The organism is Streptomyces sp. NPDC006140, assembly GCF_040628815.1.
In the GTDB taxonomy this organism is placed as follows: domain Bacteria; phylum Actinomycetota; class Actinomycetes; order Streptomycetales; family Streptomycetaceae; genus Streptomyces.
The window spans coordinates 13,834-33,686 of record NZ_JBEXTS010000017.1 but is presented as its reverse complement, the minus strand read 5'-3'; the positions used below and the strand labels follow the sequence as shown (position 1 = coordinate 33,686).

Sequence of the window (19,853 nt, the reverse complement as noted above, 5' to 3'; positions counted from 1 at the left end):
CACGGGTTAACGTCCCGTAATGCGACAGAGGTTGAGGGTGGCGGCCTACGCCGTATGCGTCCGGGACGGACAGATCCTCCTCGCCCGCTCACCCGCGCCGGACGGTACGCCCGAGTGGGTCGTGCCCGGCGGCGGCATGGAGCACGGCGAGGATCCCTACGACACCGTGCGCCGCGAGGTGGAGGAGGAGACCGGCTATCGCATCGAGGTCACCGGGCTGCTCGGCGTGGACTCCTCCCACCGGGTCTTCCGCAACGGCTTCGGACCCGCCGTCGACCACCACGCCGTCCGGCTCGTCTACGAGGGCCGCGTCATCGGCGGCGAACTGCGCTACGAGGTGAACGGCTCCACCGACCTCGCGGCCTGGCAGGACCTGGACGCGGTGCCCGCTCTGGCCCGGATCTCCATGGTCGACATCGCGCTGCGGATGTGGCGCGAGCGGCCGGTGACCGGACGGCTGGCAGGCGCCCTGGACTAGTTCTGGACTAGGTGCAGTACCCCGGAAGATGAACGCCGTGTGACCGGCTCCGGACCGTTCCCGGAGCGGACGACGACGCACTGGGTAGTCCAAGATCCACGTACGGTGATCGGCGCTGCCCGTTGCCGCCGCGTTTACGCACAGGTCATCCCCGCTGCCAACGATCCAGTACGAGCGGGGTGTTCACGTGAACGAACACCCCGCGACCACTGCCGACGCGTTCGCACTCGGGGAGAGAAGCGCATGTCGCGCACACGCTCAGTCGCCGGCTCCGGCCAGGGCATCCACCGTCGTTCCGTCCTCGCCGCCACCGGAGCGGTCGCCCTGTCCGCGGGCGTCGGCTACGCCCTGCGGCCCAGCGACAGCCAGGCGGCCACGGCCGAGGAGAGCGCGAAGGCCGCCGTTGCCGCCTCCTCGCGCCAGGCACCGGCCGCGCCGCTCGCCCCCTACACCAAGGGCACGACCGTGGCGTCCGTCGCCACCCCGCGCGCCGGCTCCGGATACCGGCGCCTGGGCGACGGACCCGGCTGGCAGCGGGTCGTGCGCTCCGAGCTGGCCGCGCCCAAGTCCGGCCGCGCCGGGCGCCGTACCGCGCTGGCGGCGTTCGTGCAGCTCACCGACCTGCACATCATCGACGCCCAGCACCCGCTGCGCCTGGAGTACCTGCGCTCGTCCGACGTGCACGCCTGGCGGCCGCACGAGGCGCTGACCGTGCAGGGCGCGATCGCCCTGGTGGAGCGGATCAACGCGCTGCGCGGCGCCCCCGTCACCGGCGCCCCGCTGCACTTCGCCATGACCACCGGCGACAACACGGACAACAACGCCAAGTCCGAGCTGGAGTGGTTCCTGAAGATCATGAGCGGCGGGCGCATCACGCCCAACACCGGCGACCCGCGCCAGTACGAGGGCGTCCAGAACAGCGGCCTCAAGCTCTACTGGCAGCCGGACGCGGCGGTCCGCGACACCGACAAGCAGGCCGGCTTCCCGCACCTCGACGGCTTCCTCAAGGCCGCGATCCGCGAGGTGCAGAGCCCCGGCCTGAACCTGCCCTGGTACTCCACAGTCGGCAACCACGACTCCCTGCCGATGGGCTGCTACGCCTCGCACGGCGACTCCTACCTCACCGAACTGGCCGTCGGCGGCAAGAAGCTGATGAATGTGACGGCGGCCGAGGCGCAGCGGCTGCAGACCCTCATCAAGAAGGCCCGGGACCCCGAGGGCGTCCGCTACCACGACTTCCTCAAGTCCCACGCCCGCGCCATGCGCTCGGTCACCCCCGACGAGAGCCGCGCCCCCTTCACGCCCACCGACTACATCAAGGCGCACCTGGACCCGGCCTACCGCGGCATCGGCCCGGCCGGCCACGGCTACTCCTCCGCCAACCTGGACGCGGGCACCCAGTACTACGCCTTCCGCATCTCCGACGACGTCATCGGCATCAGCCTGGACACCACCGACGCGGGCGGCCACTACGAGGGCTCCCTCGGCGCGGGCCAGCTGAAGTGGCTGGACCGGACGCTGCGGGAGAACAAGGACTCCTACGCGGTGATCTTCAGCCACCACACCAGCAAGACGATGACGAACACCCGCCGCGACCCGGCCCGCCCCTACGAGCGCCGGCACACCGGCCAGGAGGTGCTCGCCCTGCTCGGCGGCCACCGCAACGTGCTCGCGTGGGTGAACGGCCACATCCACAAGAACGTCATCACCCCGCACGCCACGTCCGCCGGCGGCTCCTTCTGGGAGATCTCCACCGCCTCCCACGTCGACTACCCCCAGCTGGCCCGGGTGATCGAGCTGACCGACAACAAGGACGGCACGATCTCGCTGTTCACCACGCTGGTGGAGTCCTCGGCCCCGCACCGCACGGACTTCTCCGACCTGTCCCAGACCGGCCTCGCGGCCCTCTACCGCGAACTGTCCCTCAACGCCCCGGGCGCGAGCACGACCCTCGGCGGCGACCCGGAGGACCGCAACACCGAACTGGTCCTCAAGAAGGGCTGAAACCCGCTCAACCCGCCCGGGCCGGTCAACCCGGACCGGGCGGCCGGGGTCCCTCGGCACATGAAGAGACGCGTACGGACGACGACCCTGACGGCGGCGACGGCGGCGGCCCTGTCGGCGGCCCTGGTGACGCCCGCACTGGCGGCGGCTCCCGCCGCAGCGCACGGCGGCCACGACGCGACCCGCAAGGCGGTGCGGGCCGCGGTCGCGGACGGTGTGCCGGGCGCGACGGTGACCGTGCGGCGGGGCCACGGCACCTGGGCGGCCACGGCAGGCGTGGGCGACCTGCGGACGGGCGAGCCGCGTTCGGTGCGGGACCACTACCGGGTCGCCAGCATCTCCAAGACGTTCGTGGCCACGGTCGTGCTGCAACTGGAAGCCGAGGGGCGGCTGTCGCTCGACGACACGGTGGAGAAGTGGCTGCCGGGCGTGGTCCGGGGCAACGGCCACGACGGCCGCCGGATCACCCTCCGCCAGCTCCTGGACCACACCAGCGGCATCTTCGACTACCTGCGGGACACCGGCTTCCAGCAGACGTACGCGACCGCCGAGGGCTTCATGAAGCACCGCTTCGACGAGGCCGACCCCCAGGACCTGCTCGCCCTCGCCCTGCGGAACGAGCCGTACTTCGAGCCGGGCGAGGGCTGGAGGTACTCCAACACGAACTACGTCCTGGCCGCGCAGGTGATCGAGAAGGCCACGGGCCACGCCTACGGCGACGAGATCAAGCGCCGGATCATCGACCCGCTGCACCTGACCTCCACGTCGGTCCCCGGCCGCCGGACCACCCTGCCCAAGCCCAGCAGCCGCGCCTATTCCAAGCTGGCCACCACGGCCACCGGCCCGACGTACGACGTCACCGAACTCAACCCGCGCCTGGCCTACGGCTCGGGCGAGATGGTCTCGGACTCGGCCGACCTGATCCGCTTCTACTCGGCGCTCCTGCGGGGCCGGCTGCTCCCGCCCGAGCAGCTGAAGGAGATGAAGGCCACGGTCGACGCCGAAGACACCTACCGCTACGGCCTCGGTATCGCGGATCTCGAACTCAGCTGCGGCGTCCACGTCTGGGGCCACGCCGGAGGCATCACCGGCTCCAACTCCATGGCGGTGACGACCGAGGACGGCCGGCACTCCCTGGCCGTCAACTTCAACGGCGACTGGTCGGGGGACACCGGCGCGGTCCTCGAGGCGGAGTTCTGCGGCAGATAGGTCCCGCCGTCGAGGAGGGGCCGCCGGCAGCACCCGGCGGCCCCTCCTCCCCCCTCCTGGCCCTGCCCCGGTCCGTCACTACCGGGGCAGGACCACGACGTACGCGGCCGGTTCGCGGTCGGCCGCCGCCATCAACGCCGTGCGCACCACCGTCGCCTGCTGCTCCAGCGAGTCGCGGAGCTTCCTCGGCGTGATGTGGACGACCGTGATGCCGAGCCGCTCCAGGTGCTCGCGCTTGCGGGCGTACTCCGACCACAGGGCGTCGTCGTCCTGCCGGGGCGCCCGCGTGTCCAGCTCCACCGCCACCGCCTGGTCGGGCCAGTACGCGTCCAGACCGCCGAGGTAGGGGCCGCCGGGCAGGCGCAGGTCGACGTTCCAGACCGGGTCGGGCAGGCCGTACTCGCGGACCATCCGGTACAGGCGGTCCTCCGCGATCGCCCGGCCCTCGGCCAGCAGGGACTCCACCGCGTCCACCACGTGCGGCCGGCTCAGCAGCCGCGCCTGGTTCAGTTCGCGGACCACCGCCGTCGCGTCGCAGTGGCCGCCGCGCACCGCCTCCGTCATCAGGCGGCGCACGACGTCGGCGTCCGAGAGGCCCGCCACCGCGTCGGCCAGCGCGCGGGCGACCGGTGCCACCGGCAGGCCGGTGACCTGCTCGGGGGCGGGCAGCGCGGCGCCGCGGACGATCCGCGCGCAGCCCGCCGAGCGCAGCCGCCGCATGCGCGGCACCAGGACGTCGATGGCGTCCAGGGAGGGCAGCGGGGGAGTGGAGGAGAAGCCGTGCAGCGTCAGCGCCGCCAGGCCCGTGATCATCACCTCCGGGTGGGCGGGGGCGGACGGCCGGCCCGCGCCGGGCTGGGCGGGCACGCCGCCGCGCTCCCGCGCCGCGTACATCAGCACCGCGTGCAGCCGCTCCTCGCTGGTCGGCGGGCCCGGGTGGAGCAGGACCACGCCCGGCAGGAACTGCTGCCAGGGCCCGCCGGGGCGGCACTGCTCGTTCGTCTCGGCCGTCGACACACCGTGCGAGCGGAGCTGGGCCGTCGTCATCACGCGGGGGCGGCCACGGCCGGACAGGGCGTGCGGGGGGCGGGGGGAGAGCGGGGTGTTGTGGGTCATGCTCCGCAATTTCCCGTGCCCGGACCGCCCTTGAACCGCTGTTACAGCTCCGTCGACAAATACGGACAACCCGGCCCTAAAGGACGGATGTTCGGATGCCGAAAGCCCCTGGTCCGTTCGGGTGCGGACCAGGGGTTACGGCTCGCGGCGCACACGTCTTGTAACGAAGGCGGAACGCCGGATCTTAGGCCAAAGCTACTGGTCAGCGGCCTCGTCGCACGCCTGTCCACGCAACGCCCGTGCCAGGTCGTCCCGGGCCTCCAGCACCAGTCGGCGCAGCGCCGGGGCGGCCTCCCGGTGGGTCTCCAGCCAGGCGTCCGTGGCCTCCAGCGTCTCCGGGGACTGCTGGAGCGACGGGAACAGGCCCTGCACCACGTGCATCGCGATCTGGATCGACCGCTCGGACCACACCCGCTCGATCACCGCGAAGTACTTCTCCGCGTACGGCGCGAGCAGCTCCCGCTGCGAGCCCTGGGAGAAGCCCGCGATGGTCGCCTCCACCATGGCGTTGGACAGCGCGTCCGACTCCACGACCTGCGCCCAGGCCTGTGCCTTGACCGCCTCCGACGGGCGGGCGGCCAGACAGCGCACCTGGTGGCGCCTGCCGGAGGCCGTGTCGTCCCGGGCCAGCTCCTCGGCCAGCGCCTTCTCGTCCACGGTCCCGTGCGCGGCCAGCGGCTCCAGGAACACCCACCGCAGCTCCTGGTCCAGCTCCAGGCCCTCGACCGTCGCCGTGCCCTGAAGCAGGTCCCGCAGCAGCGCGAAGTCGGCCTCGGTGGTGGCCGTCCGGGCGAAGAAGCGCGCCCAGGCCAGCTGGTGCTCGCTGCCGGGCTCGGCCGCGTACAGCTCGCGCCGCGCGCCCTCGGCGAGCAGCCCGGCGGCGACCTCGCGCCGGGCGGGCGCCGCGTAGTGCGTGACCGCCGACTCCGCCCACGCGTGCAGCATCTGCACCACGCCGATCCCGGACTCGCGCCCCGCGAAGCGCAGCACCAGCTCCACGAAGTCCCGCGCCGGGAGCAGCGCGTCCCGCGTCATGTTCCACAGCGCCGACCAGCACAGGGCGCGGGCGAGCGGGTCGGTGACCGACCCCAGGTGCTCGCGCAGGGTGGCCAGCGACGTCGCGTCGAAGCGGATCTTGCAGTACGTCAGGTCGTCGTCGTTGACCAGGACGAGGTCCGGGGCGTCCGCGCCGGCCAGGTCCGCCACGACCGTGCGCGCGCCCTCGATGTCGGTCTCCACGCGCGCGTACCGCTCGACCGCCCCGCCGTCCGTCACCCGGTACAGGCCCACCGCCACCCGGTGCGGGCGCAGTTCCGGATGCGACTCTGCCGCCTCCTGCACCACCGCCAGCTCCTCGACGCGGCCGTCCGCGTCCAGCAGCACCTGCGGCGTCAGCGAGTTCACGCCCGCCGTCTGCAGCCAGGACCGCGACCAGGCGCCCATGTCCCGGCCGCTGGTCTCCTCCAGCACCGACAGCAGGTCACCGAGGCGCGTGTTGCCGTACGCGTGCCGCTTGAAGTAGCGCCGGGCGCCCTCCAGGAACGCGTCCTCGCCGACGTACGCCACGAGCTGCTTCAGCACCGACGCGCCCTTGGCGTACGTGATGCCGTCGAAGTTCAGCTTGGCGTCCTGCAGGTCGCGGATGTCCGCCGTGATCGGGTGCGTGGAGGGCAGCTGGTCCGCGCGGTACGCCCACGCCTTGCGGCGGTTGGCGAAGGTGACCCAGCCGTTCTTGAAGCGGGTCGCGCCGACCAGCGAGAACTCGCCCATGAAGTCCGCGAACGACTCCTTCAGCCACAGGTCGTCCCACCACTCCATGGTGACCAGGTCGCCGAACCACATGTGCGCCATCTCGTGCAGCACCACGTTGGCCCGGCCCTCGTAGGACGCCTGCGTCACCTTGCCCCGGAAGATGAACTCCTCGCGGAACGTCACCAGACCCGGGTTCTCCATCGCGCCCAGGTTGTACTCGGGCACGAACGCCTGGTCGTACTTGCCGAACGGGTACGGGTAGTCGAAGTGGTCGTGGAAGAAGTCCAGGCCCTGCTTGGTGACCAGGAAGACGTCGTCGGCGTCGAAGTAGGGCGCGAGGCCCTTGCGGCACAGGGCGCCGAGGGGGATCTCCAGCGTGGTGCCGTCCGCGAACGTACGGGAGTACGTGTCCGTCACGTAGTGGTACGGCCCGGCCACCACGCACGTGATGTACGTCGAGATCGGCTTGGTCTCGGCGAACCGCCACACCCCGTCCGTCTGCTCGCCCGCCCCGTTGCTCCACACCGTCCAGCCCTCCGGGGCCCGCACCTCGAAGCGGTAGGGGGCCTTCAGGTCGGGCTGCTCGAAGTTGGCGAAGACGCGGCGCGAGTCGGCCGGCTCGTACTGCGTGTACAGGTACACCTCGCCGTCCTCCGGGTCGACGAAGCGGTGCAGGCCCTCGCCGGTCCGGGAGTAGGCGCACTGGGCGTCGACCACCAGCTCGTTGTCCGCGGCGAGGTCCTCCAGCGTGATCCGGGAGCCGTCGAAGACCTCACCGGGGTCCAGATCACGGCCGTTGAGTGAGACGGCCGTCACACTCGGCGCGATGAGGTCGGCGAAGCTGCTCGCGCCGGGCTCGTTGCAGCGGAACCGGATCGTCGTGACCGAGCGGAACGTGCGGGGCCCGTCACCCGCGTCCTCACCGACCGCGGACCGCAGGTCGAGGGACACCTCGTACCCGTCGACGCGCAGCAGGGCGGCCCGCTCCCGGGCCTCGTCGCGGGACAGATTCTCACCGGGCACGGGCGGCACTCCTCAAGCGTCGTGGGATACGGCTGAACAGCACCGATCCTGCCACGTGCCCCTGACGCCGGGCAGCCGGGAATGACGGCGGCGAACCGCGGTGTTCCCGGAGAAACGGTTCCCTCATGAGGAGAGACATGTCGGACAAGACCCCCGTCGACTTCTGGTTCGACCCGCTGTGCCCCTGGGCGTGGATGACCTCCCGTTGGGTGCTGGAGGTGGAGAAGGTCAGGGACATCCGGGTCCGCTGGCATGTCATGAGCCTCGCCGTCCTCAACGAGGACAAGCTCGACGAGCTGCCCGAGGAGTACCGCGAGCTGCTCGAGACCAAGGCGTGGGGTCCCGTCCGGGTCGTCATAGCCGCGCAGCAGGAGCACGGCGCCGAGGTGCTCGGGGACCTCTACACCGCGCTCGGCACCCGCATCCACAACCAGGGCGAGGGCCCCGGCAAGGAGACGGTCGCCGCCGCCCTGAAGGACGCCGGCCTGCCCGAGTCCCTCATGGAGCACTGGGACGGCACCCGCTACGAGCCCGAGCTGCGCGCCTCCCACAAGGAGGGCATCGACCTGGTCGGCCAGGAGGTCGGCACCCCGGTCATCGCCGTGCCCGGCGCCGACGGCGAGCAGCTCGCCTTCTTCGGCCCGGTCGTCACCCCGGCCCCCAAGGGCGAGGAGGCCGCCCGCCTCTGGGACGGCACCCTCGCCGTGGCCTCGGTGCCGGGCTTCTACGAGATCAAGCGCACCCGTACCAAGGGCCCGGACTTCTCCAACCTGTAGGACTCACTCGGCGGGGGCGGGCTGGATCTTCAGTTCCTCCGGGAGCAGGCCGTCCTCGCCGCGGTTGAGGTAACGCTGGTACCACCGGCAGCCGACAGCGGTGCAGCGCCAGTAGTCGTCCACGAAGTGACCGTCCCCCTTCTCCGCCCGGACGGCCGCCCGCTCGGCGGCGTTGAAGATCCGGAACTCCTGCATGGTGCCGCAGGTCCGGCACGCCCGGCTCACCGTCATCAGCCCCTCCTCGCCATCACCGCCAGGTCGGGGAAGTCGGTTACGACCGCATCGACCCCCATGCGGTAGTACAGCGCGTATTCGGCGAACGCGTCCCCGAAATCGTTCGGTCCGGTTCCCCGCCGCAGGTCCGCCGGCAGGAACTGGTTCTCCGCCCGGAACGTGTACGGCCCGATCCGCAGCCCCGCCGCGTGCGCGTCCGCGACGAGGGACGTGCCGACGAGCGACGACTTGTCCGGCCCGATCCAGTCCGCGTACTCCGCGATGTCCGCCAGGCCCGCCGGGGTCGCCATCTCCTCGTAGGTCGTCCCGGGCAGGTCGTACGGCCCGCCCGTCGTCCCCAGCGCCTGCCACAGCGGCACCCCCAGCCCCGCCGCGGCGATCCGCTTCAGGCTCGTCGGCTCGAAGGACTGCACGACGCACTCGCGCCGCCCGAGCCGGTTGCGGCGGATCGCGGACGCCAGCTCCGTCTCCAACGGCAGGCCGATCGACCGGAAGTACGTGGGGTGCTTGGTCTCCGGGAAGACGGCGATCGTCCGGCCGTACGTCCGCGACAGCCGCCGCGCCAGGTCCACGACCTCCTGGAACGTCATGACCTCCTCGCGGCCGTCGAAGACGGTGTTGCGATCGCGGACCTGCGGCAGCCGCTCCACCGCCCGCAGCGTCTTCAGCTCGGCCAGCGTGAAGTCCTCCGTGAACCAGCCCGTCACCGAGCGGCCGTCGACCGTCTTCGTCGTACGGCGGTCCGCGAACTCCGGGCGGCGGGCCACGTCGGTCGTCCGGGAGATCTCGTTCTCGTGCCGGACCACCAGCACGTGGTCCTTCGTCGGCACCAGGTCCGGTTCGATCCAGTCGGCGCCCGTCTGCACGGCGTACGTGTACGAGGCCGCCGTGTGCTCCGGCCGCCAGCCGGCCGCGCCCCGGTGGCCGATGACCACCGGGCCGCGTGTGCGGGGCTCGGCCGCCGCCGCAGCCGTTCCCGTGGCGGCCGTGGCTGTTCCCGTCGCCGCCGCGAGCAGGAGGGATCTCCGTCCGAGCCGCATGCGACTCCCCTTCGTCGAAGACAGGTTCACGAACGCGCCCGGTCCCGCGCCTGCGCCAGCCGGGTCAGGTGCTCCTCGTAGCCCCGCGTGTAGGACGCGGCCCGGCCCGGGTCCGGCTCGACGACCGCCGTCGGTTTCGTCCACGCCTTCGTGTCCAGCCCGACCCCGTACCGCTCGGCCGCCGCCAGTACCGCCCCGCGCGCGCCCACCTCGCCCTCGACGACCCGCAGGGGCCGCCCGAGCACGTCGGCCAGCAGCCGCATCCAGGCGGGGCTGCGGGTGCCGCCGCCGCACACCGCCAGGTCCCCGGTCAGCCCCGCCGCCTCAAGGCAGTGCCGGGCGGCGTACCCGATGCCCTCGCAGGTGGCGCGGACCAGATCGCCCCGGGTCGACTCCAGGGAGACGCCGGTGAGTTCGGCGCGCAGCCGGGGCTCGACGAAGGGGGCCCGTTCGCCGGAGGGCGCGAAGTACGGCAGGACGCGGACGCCGTTCGCGCCCGGCGGGGTCCCGGCCAGCAGGCCGTCCACCTCGTCGTGCCGTACGCCCGTCGTGGACAGCACCCAGTCCAGCGCGGCCGTGCCGACCATCGCGGGCATGGCGCGCAGCCAGTACCCGGGCCGGTCGGTGGAGATGTACAGGCCCGCCGGCTCACCGGTCAGGTCCAGCTCGGTCGTGGCGACCAGGCTGGCCAGACAGGTCCCGACGATCAGCAGACCGTCGCCCGGGGACGTCACCCCGGCGCCCAGCGCGCAGGCCGGCAGGTCGTAGGGGCCGTTCGCGATCCGGGTGCCGGACGGCAGGCCCTCGCCGCGCGCCTCGGCCGTCGCGACCGGGTCGCTGACGGGGGCGAGCAGGCCCCGCCGGTGGGTGAGGCCCAGCAGCTCGACGACCCGGTTGTCGTACGTGCGCGTCCGCGGGTCCAGGAACGGCATCGACGCGTCCGACACATCCGTCGTCGGACCGGCTCCGGTCAGCCGGTGGAACACCACGTCCTTGCAGTACAGGGCGGCCTGCGCGGCGTCCAGCGCCTTCGGTTCGCGGCTGTCCAGCCAGGCCAGCAGCGGGCCCGGGCAGCCCGGGAACATCGCGCTGCCGGTCCGCCGGAACACCGTCTCGAACGTGCCGTCGGCCAGCCACCGGTCGACCAGTTCGTGCGCCCGTCCGTCCATCCAGGAGGCGGCGGGGCGCACGGGCCGGCCCTCGCCGTCCACCAGCCACACCCCGTCGCCCTGCCCGGTGAGCCCCGCGAGCTCCACCGGTTCCGCCACGGCGGAGGTCAGCGCGTCGAGCACCGCGACGACCGCCCCGTACACCTCCTCCATGTCCTGCTCGACGAACCCGCCGTGCAGCGACAGGCCCACCGGGCGGGACTCCACGGCCAGTTGCCGGCCCGTGCCGTCGAAGGCCGCCGCCTTGACCATGGACGTGCCCACATCGATACCGACGTACATGCGGCTCTCCTCCGGGTCCTCAGGTCAGACAGTGCGCGAGCGGCTCTCCCCGCACCCAGCGGCCCACCTCCTCGGCGGCGATCCGCGCCGCCTTCTCCGCGACCGCGCGGGACGCGCCGCCCAAGTGGGGCGTGAGCACCACGCGTTCGGCGAACCCCCGCAGCCGGGACTCCTCCGGCAGCGGCTCCCGCTCGTACGTGTCGAGCGCCGCCGCCGACACCCGACCGCTCTCCAGGGCGTCGCACAGCGCGTCCTCGTCCAGCAGCGGGCCCCGGGCCACGTTCACCACCACCGCTCCCCGCGGCAGCAGCGCCAGCTCCCGGGCGCCGATCAGGCCCCGGGTCTCGGGGGTGAGCCGGGCGTGCAGCGTGATCACCTGGGAGCGGCGCAGGAGTTCGTCGAGCGAGGTCACGCGCAGCCCGTGGATCTCGCCGTGCACATAGGGGTCGTACACCATCACCCGCGCCCCGAACGCGCACAGCACGCGCGCGACCCGGCTGCCGACGGCCCCGTAGCCGACCAGGCCGACGGGCAGGTCCTCCAGTTCCAGGCCGCTCCGCTCGTACGTGTAGTACGTCGCGCCCTCCCAGCTGCCGTGCCGGGCGAGCGGCTCGTGGGCCTGGGGGATGCGGCGCAGGGCGGCCAGCATCAGGCCGAGAGTGAACTCGGCGGTGGCGGCGGCGTTGCGGCCCGGCGCGAAGCACACCCGCACGTCCCGCCGCTTCGCCGCGTCCAGGTTGACGTTCACCGGCCCGCCCCGGCACACCACGACCAGTTTCAGGTCCGGGCAGGCGGCCAGCACCTTCTCGGTGACCGGCCCCATCTGCGTGACCAGCACCTCCGCCCCGGCCAGCGCCTCGATCATCTCGTCCTCGGCGTCACTGGCCTCCTGCACCTCGGCGACCGGCCCGAACGGCTCCAGCGGCCAGCCGAGTCGCAGCTCACCGACCTGCGCCTGTGCCACCTCGTGCCGCACCGCCCGTGCGATCAGGGACGGCAGGACGAAGTGGTCACCGGCGGCCACGACACGCACGCTGTTTCCGGCAGTCATCGCAGGGAGTCTCCTGTCTCGGCGTCGAAGACGTGGGTGTGCTGTGGGTCGGCGGTGACCTCGACCCGGTCGTCGTGGGCGAGCCGGACCTCGGGGTCGGTGAGGACGACCAGATGCCGTTCGACCCCGTCCAGGGCGAGAGTCGCCAGGCCCGACTCCAGCAGGGGTTCGTGGGCGACGACCCGGGCGGGCAGCCCGCCTTCGGCGGTGAGCCGGACGTCCTCCGGGCGGATGCCGACCACCACCTCACGGCCCCGGTCCACCGGCACGGGCAGCGCGACGCGGACCGCGTCGGAGAGGCGGGCGTGGCCGTCGCCGTCGGCGATGCCGGGCAGCAGCGTGATCGCGGGCTCGCCGACGAAGTCCGCGACGAAGACGTTGGCCGGGCTGTCGTAGATCTCGTAGGGGGTGCCGAGCTGCTGGATGACGCCGTCCTTCATGACGGCGATCCGGTCGGCGAGGGAGAGGGCCTCCTCCTGGTCGTGGGTGACCAGGATGGTGGTGTGGCCGAGGTCCTTCTGGATGCGCTTGAGTTCGCGGCGGGTGGTGTCGCGCTGGGCCGCGTCCAGGTGCGAGAGGGGCTCGTCGAGGAGCAGCACGTCCGGTTCGCGGATCAGGGCCCGGGCCAGGGAGACGCGCTGTTTCTGGCCGCTGGAGAGCCCGGCCGGGCGGGCGTCGAGGAGGTCGGTCAGGCCGACCCGCTCGGCGATCTCCTTCACCTTGCGGTCGATGTCACCGCGGGCCGCCTTCCGCCGGGCCTTCAGCCCGAACGCCAGGTTCTCCGCGACGGACAGCGGCGGATACAGCGCGTAGTTCTCGAACGCGACCCCGATGTTCCGCTGCTGCGCGGGCCGTTCGACCACCGACGCCCCGCCCACCAGGATGTCCCCGTCGGTGACGGACTCCAGTCCGGCGATCATGCGCAGGGTCGTCGACTTGCCGCAGCCGGAGGGCCCGAGCAGCCCGAGCAGTTCCCCGGAGCGGAGGTTCAGGTCGATCCCGCGGACGGCGTCCACGGCAGGCCGCCCCCGCGACCGATAGGTCTTCCGCAGCTCACGTAGCTCCAGTCCCGTCATGGCCGCCCTTCGTCGCGCAAACCTCGTAACGGACCTTGTGCTCGTCCAGATCCCGCAGTGCCTCCGGCGACGCCCCGTCGTCGACGAGGACCGTGTCGAAGCGGGACAGCGGGACGACCCGGTGCAGGGCGACCCGGCCGAGCTTGGTGTGGTCGATCAGCAGGACGTTCCGTGCCGCCGCGTCGAGCATCGCCCGCTTCACGGACACGATGTGCTGCTCCTGGTGGTACGCGTAACCCCCGTGCACGGCCGATGTCGACGCGAAGCACACGTCCACCCGCAGCTGTTCGACGGCCTCCACGCAGGACACGCCGAGGAACGAGGAGTGCAGCGGGTCGTAGTCGCCGCCCAGGGCCATCAGATGGATGCCCCGCTGGTCGGCCAGGAGGTTGATCGCCTCCAGGAAGTTGGTGACGACCGTCAGGGGCGTGACCTCGCCCGTGCGCAGCCGCCTGGCTATCTCCAGCGTGGACGTGGAGTCGTCCAGCAGGATCGCCATGCCGGGCTCGACCATCCGCACCGCCCGCTCGGCGACGGCGGCCTTCTCGGCCCGCATGGTCTTCAGCCGGTACTGCACGTTCGACTCGAAGACCCCCGACGGCTGCGCGGTCACCCCGCCGCGGAACTTCCGTACGATGCCCTGCCGTTCGAGCTCGTCGAGGTCCCGGTGAATGGTCATCAGGCTCACCCCGAACCGCTCGGCCAGCTCCGCCGCCGTCGCCGAGCCGTCGGCCAGCACCTGCTCGGCCATGGCCGCCTGCCGCGCCGCGGGCCCCTGCTGTCCACCACTGCTGCTGCTCATGGCTGTGTCTCTATCCGTCGTCCCGGTCGTTCCGGCCGGTCGGCCTCGAACAGCAGCAGGTTCTCAGGCCGGACCACGAGCCGTACCGGATCGTCCGGACGAAGGCGCGCCGCGTCGGCCCGGGGGGCCACCAGCGACACCCGCTGCTCCCCGGTGCCGAGCCGGACGGTGACCTCGACGGACCGGCCGAGCACCTCGGTGACGTACACGGTCCCGGTCAGCCCGTGGCCCTCGCCGCCGTGCAGGGCGAGGTCCCGGGGGCGCAGGCCGACCAGGACGTCCGTGCCCGGAGCGGCCTGGGCCCGGACCGGCAGCTCCACCCCGCCCTCCGACCGCACCCCGCTCTCCGTCACCACGCCCGGCAGCAGGTTGATCCGGGGCCGGCCGAAGGCCCGCGCGACCTCAGTGTCGTGCGGCCGGTACCAGATCTCCTCCCGCGTGCCCGTCTGCACGATCCGCCCCTGCCGGATCACCCCGATCCGGTCGCCGAGCGCCAGCGCCTCCACCGAGTCGTGGGTGACGTACAGGGTGGTGGTGTGCTGCACGGCCCCGATGGCCTTCAGCTCGGCCCGCATCTGCTGGCGGAGCTTGGCGTCGAGGTGGGAGAGCGGCTCGTCGAGCAGGAAGGCCCGGGCGGGGCGGACCAGCACCCGGCCGAGGGCGACGCGCTGCCGCTGCCCGTTCGACAGCTGCCCGACGGGCCGGTCCAACAGCCCCGAGATCCCGAGCAGTTCGGCGATCGCGCCGATGCGCTCCCGGGCCTGGTCGGCGGGCAGCCGGTGCCGGGGCGAGCGCAGCGGCGAGGCGAGGTTGTCGTAGGCCGAGCGGTGCGGGTAGAGGGCGTAGCTCTCGAAGCACATCGCCACGCCCCGGTCGTAGGGCTCGACGCCCCGCATGTCCTGGCCGTCGAGCACGACCGTGCCGGAGTCGGGCTGTTCGAGTCCGGCGATGGTCTTCAGGGTGGTGGTCTTGCCGGCGCCCGACGGGCCCAGCAGGCAGAAGAACTCGTCCTCCCGGACCTCCAGTTCGAGCTCGTCGAGCGCGAGGGTCTTGCCGTACGTCTTCCGTATCCCGCTCAGCCGGATCATGACTTCACCGCCCCGAACGACAGGCCCCGCACCAGATACCGCTGGATCGTCAGCGCGAGCAGCAGCGGCGGGACGACGGACACCAGCGCGGCGGCGGCCGTGAGGTTGTACTTGGGCCGGTCCCCGCCGAGGAAGGACAGCGCGCCGACGGTCACCGTCTGCGCCTCGTTGGAGGTGAGGATCAGCGGGAAGACGAAGTTGTTCCAGGCGAAGATGAACGCCAGCAGCGACACGGCCGCGATGCCCGGCTTGACCAGCGGCAGGGCCACCTTGAAGAAGGCCTGCTTGCGGGTGTAGCCGTCGAGCAGGGCCGCCTGCTCCAGCTCGGGGGTGAGGTCGGCGAAGTAGGACCGCATGATCCACACGATCAGCGGCAGCGTCACCAGTTGCAGCACCCACACCATGCCGACGTACGTGTCGAACAGGCCGAGCTTCTGGTACAGCACGAACAGCGGGATGATGACGGTCAGTTCGGGTGCGAAGCGGAACGACAGCAGCGTGAACATCAGGTTCTCCGAGCCCTTGAACCGCCACCGGGCCGAGGCGTACGCCGCCGGCAGCCCGACCACCAGCGACAGCGCGACCGCCCCCACCGACACCACCAGGCTGTTGACGAAGAACCGCACGAACGGGATGCCCTCGCTGTCGCCGAGGACCGTCCGGTAGCCGTCGAGGGTGGGGGAGAAGGAGAAGTAGGTGGAGAAGAGCTGGTCCGCCGGCTTCAGCGACAGGATCACCATCCAGGCGATCGGGAACAGCGCGAAGACGAAGTAGAGGACCAGGGCGGCGTCGCACAGCCACCCCACCAGGCGTTTCCTCATGTGGTCACCTCCGCGGCCTTCCGCTGGATCTTCCCCAGGTGCTTCACCAGCACCATCGCGGCCAGGTACACCACGGCCCACAGCACGATCGTGTAGGAGATCCCGAACGAGTAGCGCTGGAAACGGATGGCCTCCAGGTACGCCCGGATCTGGAGCACGACGGTCGAGTCACCCGGCCCGCCCTCGGTGAGGGCGTAGATGATGTCGAACACCTTCAGCGAGTCCATGAACCGGAAGATCACCGCGACCAGCACGTACGGCCACAGCATCGGCAGGGTCAGCCGCCGGAACGTGTACCACCATCCCGCGCCGTCCACGGCCGCCGCCTCGAACGGGGAGGCGGGCAGCGACCGCAGACCGGCGAGGGCGAGGATCGCCACGAACGGGGTGTACACCCACACGTCCACGGCGATCGACGACAGCAGCGCGCCCGTGGGGGTGTCGGTCCACTGCACCCCGCCCAGGCCGAAGGGCCGCAGCAGGTAGTTGACGACGCCCACGGACGGCTGGAGCATCAGCTTCCAGATGATCGCCGCGATGACCGGCGCGATCATCAGCGGCAGGATGAGGATCTTCTCCAGGACCCGTCCGACGATCGTCGAGCGGTGCAGCAGCAGGGCGACGGCCACGCCGAGCACGGTCTCGGCGAGCGCCGCCCCGACCGCGTAGAGCACGGTCACCCACGCCGAGTTCCAGAACGCCTCCTGGGTGAAGACGGCTCTGTAGTTCTCGAACCGCACCATGTCCGGCTGCGGTTTGCTCGCCGAGAAGTCGAACAGCGTGTAATACAGGCCGAGCCCGAAGGGGTAGAGGATCCCGCAGGTGAGCAGCAGGGCCGGGACGATGAGGAGGTACGGTCGCAGCGCGAGCCGCATGGCTAGCCCACCTTGCCGGCGAGGTCGTCCGCCAGCCCGTCCAGCACGGACTTCGCGCCCTTGCCGCCGTAGATCTCCTGGAGGGCCGCCGCCCAGCTGGTCGTGGCGTCGAAGAACTGCGCCTGCGGGGTGAACTGGATCTTCGTCTGGTCGACGACCGTCTCGAAGGTCTCCAGGAACCCGGGCAGGTACCGCATCTTGTCCTTGTACGCGGCGTCCTCGGCGACCGACCTGCGCACCGGGTCGATGTGGTTGTGCGTGATCGCGCTCTTGCGCAGGTGCTCCTTGCCGGTGGCCCACTGCAGGAACAGCCAACTGGCGCTCTTCTTCTTGCTCTTGGAGTTCATGCCCAGCGACCAGATCCACATGTTCGTGGCGAGCGACCCGTCCGGACCCTTCGGCCCGGGGTGGAAGGCGATCTTCCCGGAGGCGGGGCTCGCGCCCTTCACCGCCTGGAAGTAGGCGGCCGTGTCCGCGTCGAACAGCATCCCGGCCTTCTTCGCGCCCAGGTCGCTGGAGCACTGGTACCAGGTGTACGAGGTCCAGGACGGCGGCCCGCCCCGCTTCACCATGCGTGCCCAGTCCTCGGTGAAGGCGACGGCCTCGGGACTGTTCATCGCGGGTGTGAGCTTCCCGCCGTCGACCGTGAAGTCCTTCAGGCCGTTGCGGGCGTACATCGTCATGAAGCCCGGGTGGATGGTGGCCCAGCTCCTCGACCCGCGTACGGCGATCCCGTACATGCCGTCGAAGCCCGCGCCCGGAGCCTTCCGCTTGATGGTGGCGGCGAGTTCGGTCAGCTCGTCGAAGGACTCGGCCGGTTTCAGGCCGAGTGTGCCGAACACCTCGGTGTTGTAGGCGACGACGTTGGTCTCCCAGCCCCACGGCAGCGCGTACTGCCCTCCCTGGCCCAGCGGCGCGCCCGCCTTCAGCGACCACTGGTCGGCCTGGAGGAGGTTCGGGAAGAAGTCCGCCTGGTCCCACTCGGCGCCCGTGGCGGCGGAGTTGCGCATCCAGGGCCCGAGGTCCTCCAGCCAGCCCGGCGGCCCGTACTGCCACACCATGTACGCGCCGAGCATGAAGACGTCGTAGGAGGCACGCCCGCTGGACAGGTCCACGGTCAGCTTGTCGAAGTAGTTGTCCTCGGGGAACACGTCGTACTCGACCTTGATACCGGTCTTCGCGGTGAAGGACTTCAGGTCGGCGATCAGCGCGTCCGTGTACGGGTGCTTGTTGAGCAGCGCCTTGACGGTGGTGCCCTTCTCCCGCTTCCAGTCGAAGGAGCCGGTGATGTCGTCGGCGGCGGACCCGTCGCCCTTGTTGTCGTTCCCGCCGAAACCGGCGCCGCAGGCCGTCAGCAGCGGGGCGGCCGCCGCCCCGGCGGCGAGGGCGAGGAAGCGCCGGCGGTCGTGCACGTGCGTGTCCATCCGTACCTCCGCGTGGAGCCTGGTTAACACGTCGAGTCGACTCGTTAACAGAGGGTGGAACGGCTGAAGTTGGGCGTCAATCCCTCGCGCACGGGAAAATATCGGGGCACAGTGAGAAGTTCACAGATCCGGCTGCGACGGCGTGGGAGGTTCCGGATGGTGGACGAGGATGCGGGCTGGCTGGGGATCGACCTGGGCACGCAGAGCGTCCGCGCGCTGCTCGTCACCGCCGACGGCACGGTCCTCGGCAGCGGCTCGGCCCCGCTGACCGGGCGGCGAGAGGGGGTGCGGCACGAGCAGGACCCGGTGCGGTGGTGGCAGGCGCTGTGCACGGCGTCCCGGGCCGCGCTCGGCGCCGCGCCCCCCGGCACGCCGGTCGGCGGACTCGCGGTGTGCGGCACCTCCGGCACGGTGCTGCTGACGGACGGCTCGGGCCGGCCCGTCAGCCCCGCCCTGATGTACGACGACGGGCGCGCCAAGGCGGAGGCGGCGCGGGCGCGGGAAGCCGGGCTCGCGGTCCAGGACACCTGGGCGCTGCCGAAGGCGCTCCGCCTGGTGGGGGAGTACGGCCCGGGCCTGCGGCTCGCCCACCAGCCCGACCTGATCGTCGCCCGCCTCACCGGCGCACCGCCCCCGGCCGACTCCAGCCACGCCCTCAAGACGGGCTACGACGTGGAGCACGAGTCCTGGCCGGACGTCGCCCTCGCGCAACTGGGCGTGCCGGACGGCCTGTTGCCCGCCGTGGTCCGCCCGGGCACCCTCCTCGGCGAGGTCCGCCCGGCCGCCGCCGACGCCACCGGCATCCCCGCCGGCACGCCGGTGCTCGCCGGGATGACCGACGGCTGCGCGGCCCAGATCGCCTCGGGCGCCCTGCGGCCCGGCTCCTGGAACTCGGTGCTCGGCACCACGCTCGTGCTGAAGGGCGCGACCCGCGACCCGGTCCGGGACCCCGCCGGCGTCGTCTACAACCACCGCGCCCCCGACGGCACCTGGCTGCCCGGCGGAGCCTCCAGCGTCGGAGCCGGGGCGCTCGCGGCGCACGTCCCGGACGCCGACCCCGCCGCGATGGACGAGCGGGCCCGGGCGTTCGAGCCGTCGAGCGCGGTCGCCTACCCCCTCGTCTCACCGGGGGAGCGGTTCCCGTTCCGGGCCCCGGACGCCACGCCCTTCCTCCTCGGCGACCCCGCCGACGACGCCGACCGGTGGGCCGCGCTGCTCCAGGGCGTCGGCTTCGCGGAACGCCTGTGCCTGGACTACCTCCACCACCTCGGCGCGCCCCTCGACGGCCCGCTCACCTTCACGGGCGGCGGCGCGCGCAGCCCCTACTGGAACCAACTGCGCGCCGACATCCTGGGCCGCCCAGCCCGCGTCCCCGAGCAGACGGAACCGGCCCTCGGCATGGCCGCGCTGGCCGCGTACGGGGTGTCGGGGGCCGGCACGCTGGCGGACACGGCCGCGCGCATGGTCCGGGTCCGTACCGTCCTCGAACCCCGCCCCGGCCGCACGACGGCCTTCGCCGAGCCGTACGCCCGCCTCGTCCGGGCCCTGCGGGAACGCGGCTGGCTGCCCGCCCCCGTGGCGGCGCACACCCTGACCCGTCTGCACCTGGACACGGGGGGATCATGACCAGGAC

Annotated in this window: 17 protein-coding genes; 5 read left to right on the top strand and 12 right to left on the bottom strand. The window is 72.0% G+C overall.

All coding sequences use genetic code 11. The features are described from left to right. Nucleotides 1-19: 19 nt before the first annotated feature. From ABZ386_RS33980 to ABZ386_RS33970, 3 genes are all read left to right on the top strand, one after another. Nucleotides 20-478: an NUDIX hydrolase gene (locus ABZ386_RS33980; RefSeq protein WP_351346392.1), complete on the top strand. Its 459-nt coding sequence runs from the start codon at nt 20-22 to the stop codon at nt 476-478. Between the two features lie 243 nt (nt 479-721). Further along, nucleotides 722-2,482 (top strand): TIGR03767 family metallophosphoesterase, encoded by a 1,761-nt coding sequence (locus ABZ386_RS33975; RefSeq protein WP_351346390.1) that lies wholly within the window; start codon nt 722-724, stop codon nt 2,480-2,482. Between the two features lie 60 nt (nt 2,483-2,542). Then, nucleotides 2,543-3,691: a serine hydrolase domain-containing protein gene (locus tag ABZ386_RS33970; RefSeq protein WP_356673557.1), complete on the top strand. Its 1,149-nt coding sequence runs from the start codon at nt 2,543-2,545 to the stop codon at nt 3,689-3,691. Between the two features lie 78 nt (nt 3,692-3,769). Here the strand turns inward: ABZ386_RS33970 and ABZ386_RS33965 are convergent, their stop codons facing one another. Then, on the bottom strand, nt 3,770-4,807 hold the full coding sequence (locus ABZ386_RS33965) for a hypothetical protein (protein ID WP_358967414.1): 1,038 nt from the start codon (nt 4,805-4,807) through the stop codon (nt 3,770-3,772). A 195-nt stretch (nt 4,808-5,002) separates the two neighbouring features. Then, nucleotides 5,003-7,582 carry an aminopeptidase N gene (pepN, locus tag ABZ386_RS33960; RefSeq protein WP_351346384.1) on the bottom strand — a complete coding sequence of 860 codons (2,580 nt, stop codon included), beginning with the start codon at nt 7,580-7,582 and terminating at the stop codon, nt 5,003-5,005. A gap of 137 nt (nt 7,583-7,719) precedes the next feature. Here pepN and ABZ386_RS33955 point away from each other — a divergent pair, with 137 nt between their 5' ends. Beyond that, nucleotides 7,720-8,358, top strand: coding sequence for a DsbA family protein (locus tag ABZ386_RS33955; RefSeq protein WP_351346382.1), 639 nt, complete (start codon nt 7,720-7,722; stop codon nt 8,356-8,358). 3 nt (nt 8,359-8,361) lie between these two features. On the opposite strand, the gene ABZ386_RS33950 is transcribed toward ABZ386_RS33955, so the two are convergent. The 10 genes from ABZ386_RS33950 to ABZ386_RS33905 are packed head-to-tail and all read right to left on the bottom strand — an operon-like array spanning nt 8,362 to nt 18,220. Then, the gene (locus ABZ386_RS33950) at nt 8,362-8,589 is read right to left on the bottom strand and encodes a hypothetical protein (protein WP_114252551.1); all 228 of its coding nucleotides are present in this window, start codon (nt 8,587-8,589) and stop codon (nt 8,362-8,364) included. Beyond that, nucleotides 8,589-9,632, bottom strand: coding sequence for a glycerophosphodiester phosphodiesterase family protein (locus ABZ386_RS33945; protein WP_358967411.1), 1,044 nt, complete (start codon nt 9,630-9,632; stop codon nt 8,589-8,591). Before ABZ386_RS33945 ends, ABZ386_RS33950 begins: the two co-directional genes overlap by 1 nt. A 26-nt stretch (nt 9,633-9,658) precedes the next feature. Beyond that, nucleotides 9,659-11,083, bottom strand: a complete 1,425-nt coding sequence (locus tag ABZ386_RS33940) for an FGGY-family carbohydrate kinase (protein WP_355720081.1) — start codon at nt 11,081-11,083, stop codon at nt 9,659-9,661. Between the two features lie 19 nt (nt 11,084-11,102). Beyond that, nucleotides 11,103-12,134, bottom strand: coding sequence for a 2-hydroxyacid dehydrogenase (locus ABZ386_RS33935; protein ID WP_351346376.1), 1,032 nt, complete (start codon nt 12,132-12,134; stop codon nt 11,103-11,105). Further along, nucleotides 12,131-13,210 (bottom strand): ABC transporter ATP-binding protein, encoded by a 1,080-nt coding sequence (locus tag ABZ386_RS33930; protein ID WP_358967408.1) that lies wholly within the window; start codon nt 13,208-13,210, stop codon nt 12,131-12,133. Before ABZ386_RS33930 ends, ABZ386_RS33935 begins: the two co-directional genes overlap by 4 nt. Further along, nucleotides 13,188-14,012: a DeoR/GlpR family DNA-binding transcription regulator gene (locus ABZ386_RS33925; RefSeq protein ID WP_351346371.1), complete on the bottom strand. Its 825-nt coding sequence runs from the start codon at nt 14,010-14,012 to the stop codon at nt 13,188-13,190. Before ABZ386_RS33925 ends, ABZ386_RS33930 begins: the two co-directional genes overlap by 23 nt. After that, a complete protein-coding gene (locus ABZ386_RS33920; RefSeq protein WP_358967405.1) occupies nt 14,009-15,100 on the bottom strand; it encodes an ABC transporter ATP-binding protein in 1,092 nt (363 codons plus the stop codon). The genes ABZ386_RS33925 and ABZ386_RS33920 overlap by 4 nt, the downstream gene beginning before the upstream one ends. Further along, a complete protein-coding gene (locus ABZ386_RS33915) occupies nt 15,097-15,921 on the bottom strand; it encodes a carbohydrate ABC transporter permease (RefSeq protein ID WP_351346367.1) in 825 nt (274 codons plus the stop codon). The genes ABZ386_RS33920 and ABZ386_RS33915 overlap by 4 nt, the downstream gene beginning before the upstream one ends. Beyond that, complete coding sequence (locus tag ABZ386_RS33910; RefSeq protein ID WP_356619627.1) at nt 15,918-16,796, bottom strand: sugar ABC transporter permease; 879 nt, start codon at nt 16,794-16,796, stop codon at nt 15,918-15,920. The genes ABZ386_RS33915 and ABZ386_RS33910 overlap by 4 nt, the downstream gene beginning before the upstream one ends. A 2-nt stretch (nt 16,797-16,798) precedes the next feature. Then, nucleotides 16,799-18,220, bottom strand: coding sequence for an extracellular solute-binding protein (locus tag ABZ386_RS33905; RefSeq protein ID WP_358967403.1), 1,422 nt, complete (start codon nt 18,218-18,220; stop codon nt 16,799-16,801). A 156-nt stretch (nt 18,221-18,376) separates the two neighbouring features. On the opposite strand from ABZ386_RS33905, the gene ABZ386_RS33900 reads away from it, so the two are divergent. Then, nucleotides 18,377-19,846, top strand: coding sequence for an FGGY family carbohydrate kinase (locus tag ABZ386_RS33900; protein ID WP_351346361.1), 1,470 nt, complete (start codon nt 18,377-18,379; stop codon nt 19,844-19,846). Nucleotides 19,847-19,853 lie beyond the last annotated feature (7 nt).

What these genes read in the sequence shown, in the direction of transcription:
- ABZ386_RS33900 (WP_351346361.1), top strand. Translation starts at nt 18,377, where the DNA reads ATGGTGGACGAGGATGCGGGCTGGCTGGGGATCGACCTGGGCACGCAG.
- ABZ386_RS33915 (WP_351346367.1), bottom strand. Translation starts at nt 15,921, where the DNA reads ATGAGGAAACGCCTGGTGGGGTGGCTGTGCGACGCCGCCCTGGTCCTC.
- ABZ386_RS33945 (WP_358967411.1), bottom strand. Translation starts at nt 9,632, where the DNA reads ATGCGGCTCGGACGGAGATCCCTCCTGCTCGCGGCGGCGACGGGAACA.
- ABZ386_RS33940 (WP_355720081.1), bottom strand. Translation starts at nt 11,083, where the DNA reads ATGTACGTCGGTATCGATGTGGGCACGTCCATGGTCAAGGCGGCGGCC.
- ABZ386_RS33925 (WP_351346371.1), bottom strand. Translation starts at nt 14,012, where the DNA reads ATGAGCAGCAGCAGTGGTGGACAGCAGGGGCCCGCGGCGCGGCAGGCG.
- ABZ386_RS33905 (WP_358967403.1), bottom strand. Translation starts at nt 18,220, where the DNA reads ATGGACACGCACGTGCACGACCGCCGGCGCTTCCTCGCCCTCGCCGCC.
- ABZ386_RS33910 (WP_356619627.1), bottom strand. Translation starts at nt 16,796, where the DNA reads ATGCGGCTCGCGCTGCGACCGTACCTCCTCATCGTCCCGGCCCTGCTG.
- ABZ386_RS33930 (WP_358967408.1), bottom strand. Translation starts at nt 13,210, where the DNA reads ATGACGGGACTGGAGCTACGTGAGCTGCGGAAGACCTATCGGTCGCGG.
- ABZ386_RS33970 (WP_356673557.1), top strand. Translation starts at nt 2,543, where the DNA reads ATGAAGAGACGCGTACGGACGACGACCCTGACGGCGGCGACGGCGGCG.
- ABZ386_RS33920 (WP_358967405.1), bottom strand. Translation starts at nt 15,100, where the DNA reads ATGATCCGGCTGAGCGGGATACGGAAGACGTACGGCAAGACCCTCGCG.
- ABZ386_RS33975 (WP_351346390.1), top strand. Translation starts at nt 722, where the DNA reads ATGTCGCGCACACGCTCAGTCGCCGGCTCCGGCCAGGGCATCCACCGT.
- ABZ386_RS33980 (WP_351346392.1), top strand. Translation starts at nt 20, where the DNA reads ATGCGACAGAGGTTGAGGGTGGCGGCCTACGCCGTATGCGTCCGGGAC.
- ABZ386_RS33935 (WP_351346376.1), bottom strand. Translation starts at nt 12,134, where the DNA reads ATGACTGCCGGAAACAGCGTGCGTGTCGTGGCCGCCGGTGACCACTTC.
- ABZ386_RS33950 (WP_114252551.1), bottom strand. Translation starts at nt 8,589, where the DNA reads ATGACGGTGAGCCGGGCGTGCCGGACCTGCGGCACCATGCAGGAGTTC.
- ABZ386_RS33955 (WP_351346382.1), top strand. Translation starts at nt 7,720, where the DNA reads ATGTCGGACAAGACCCCCGTCGACTTCTGGTTCGACCCGCTGTGCCCC.
- ABZ386_RS33965 (WP_358967414.1), bottom strand. Translation starts at nt 4,807, where the DNA reads ATGACCCACAACACCCCGCTCTCCCCCCGCCCCCCGCACGCCCTGTCC.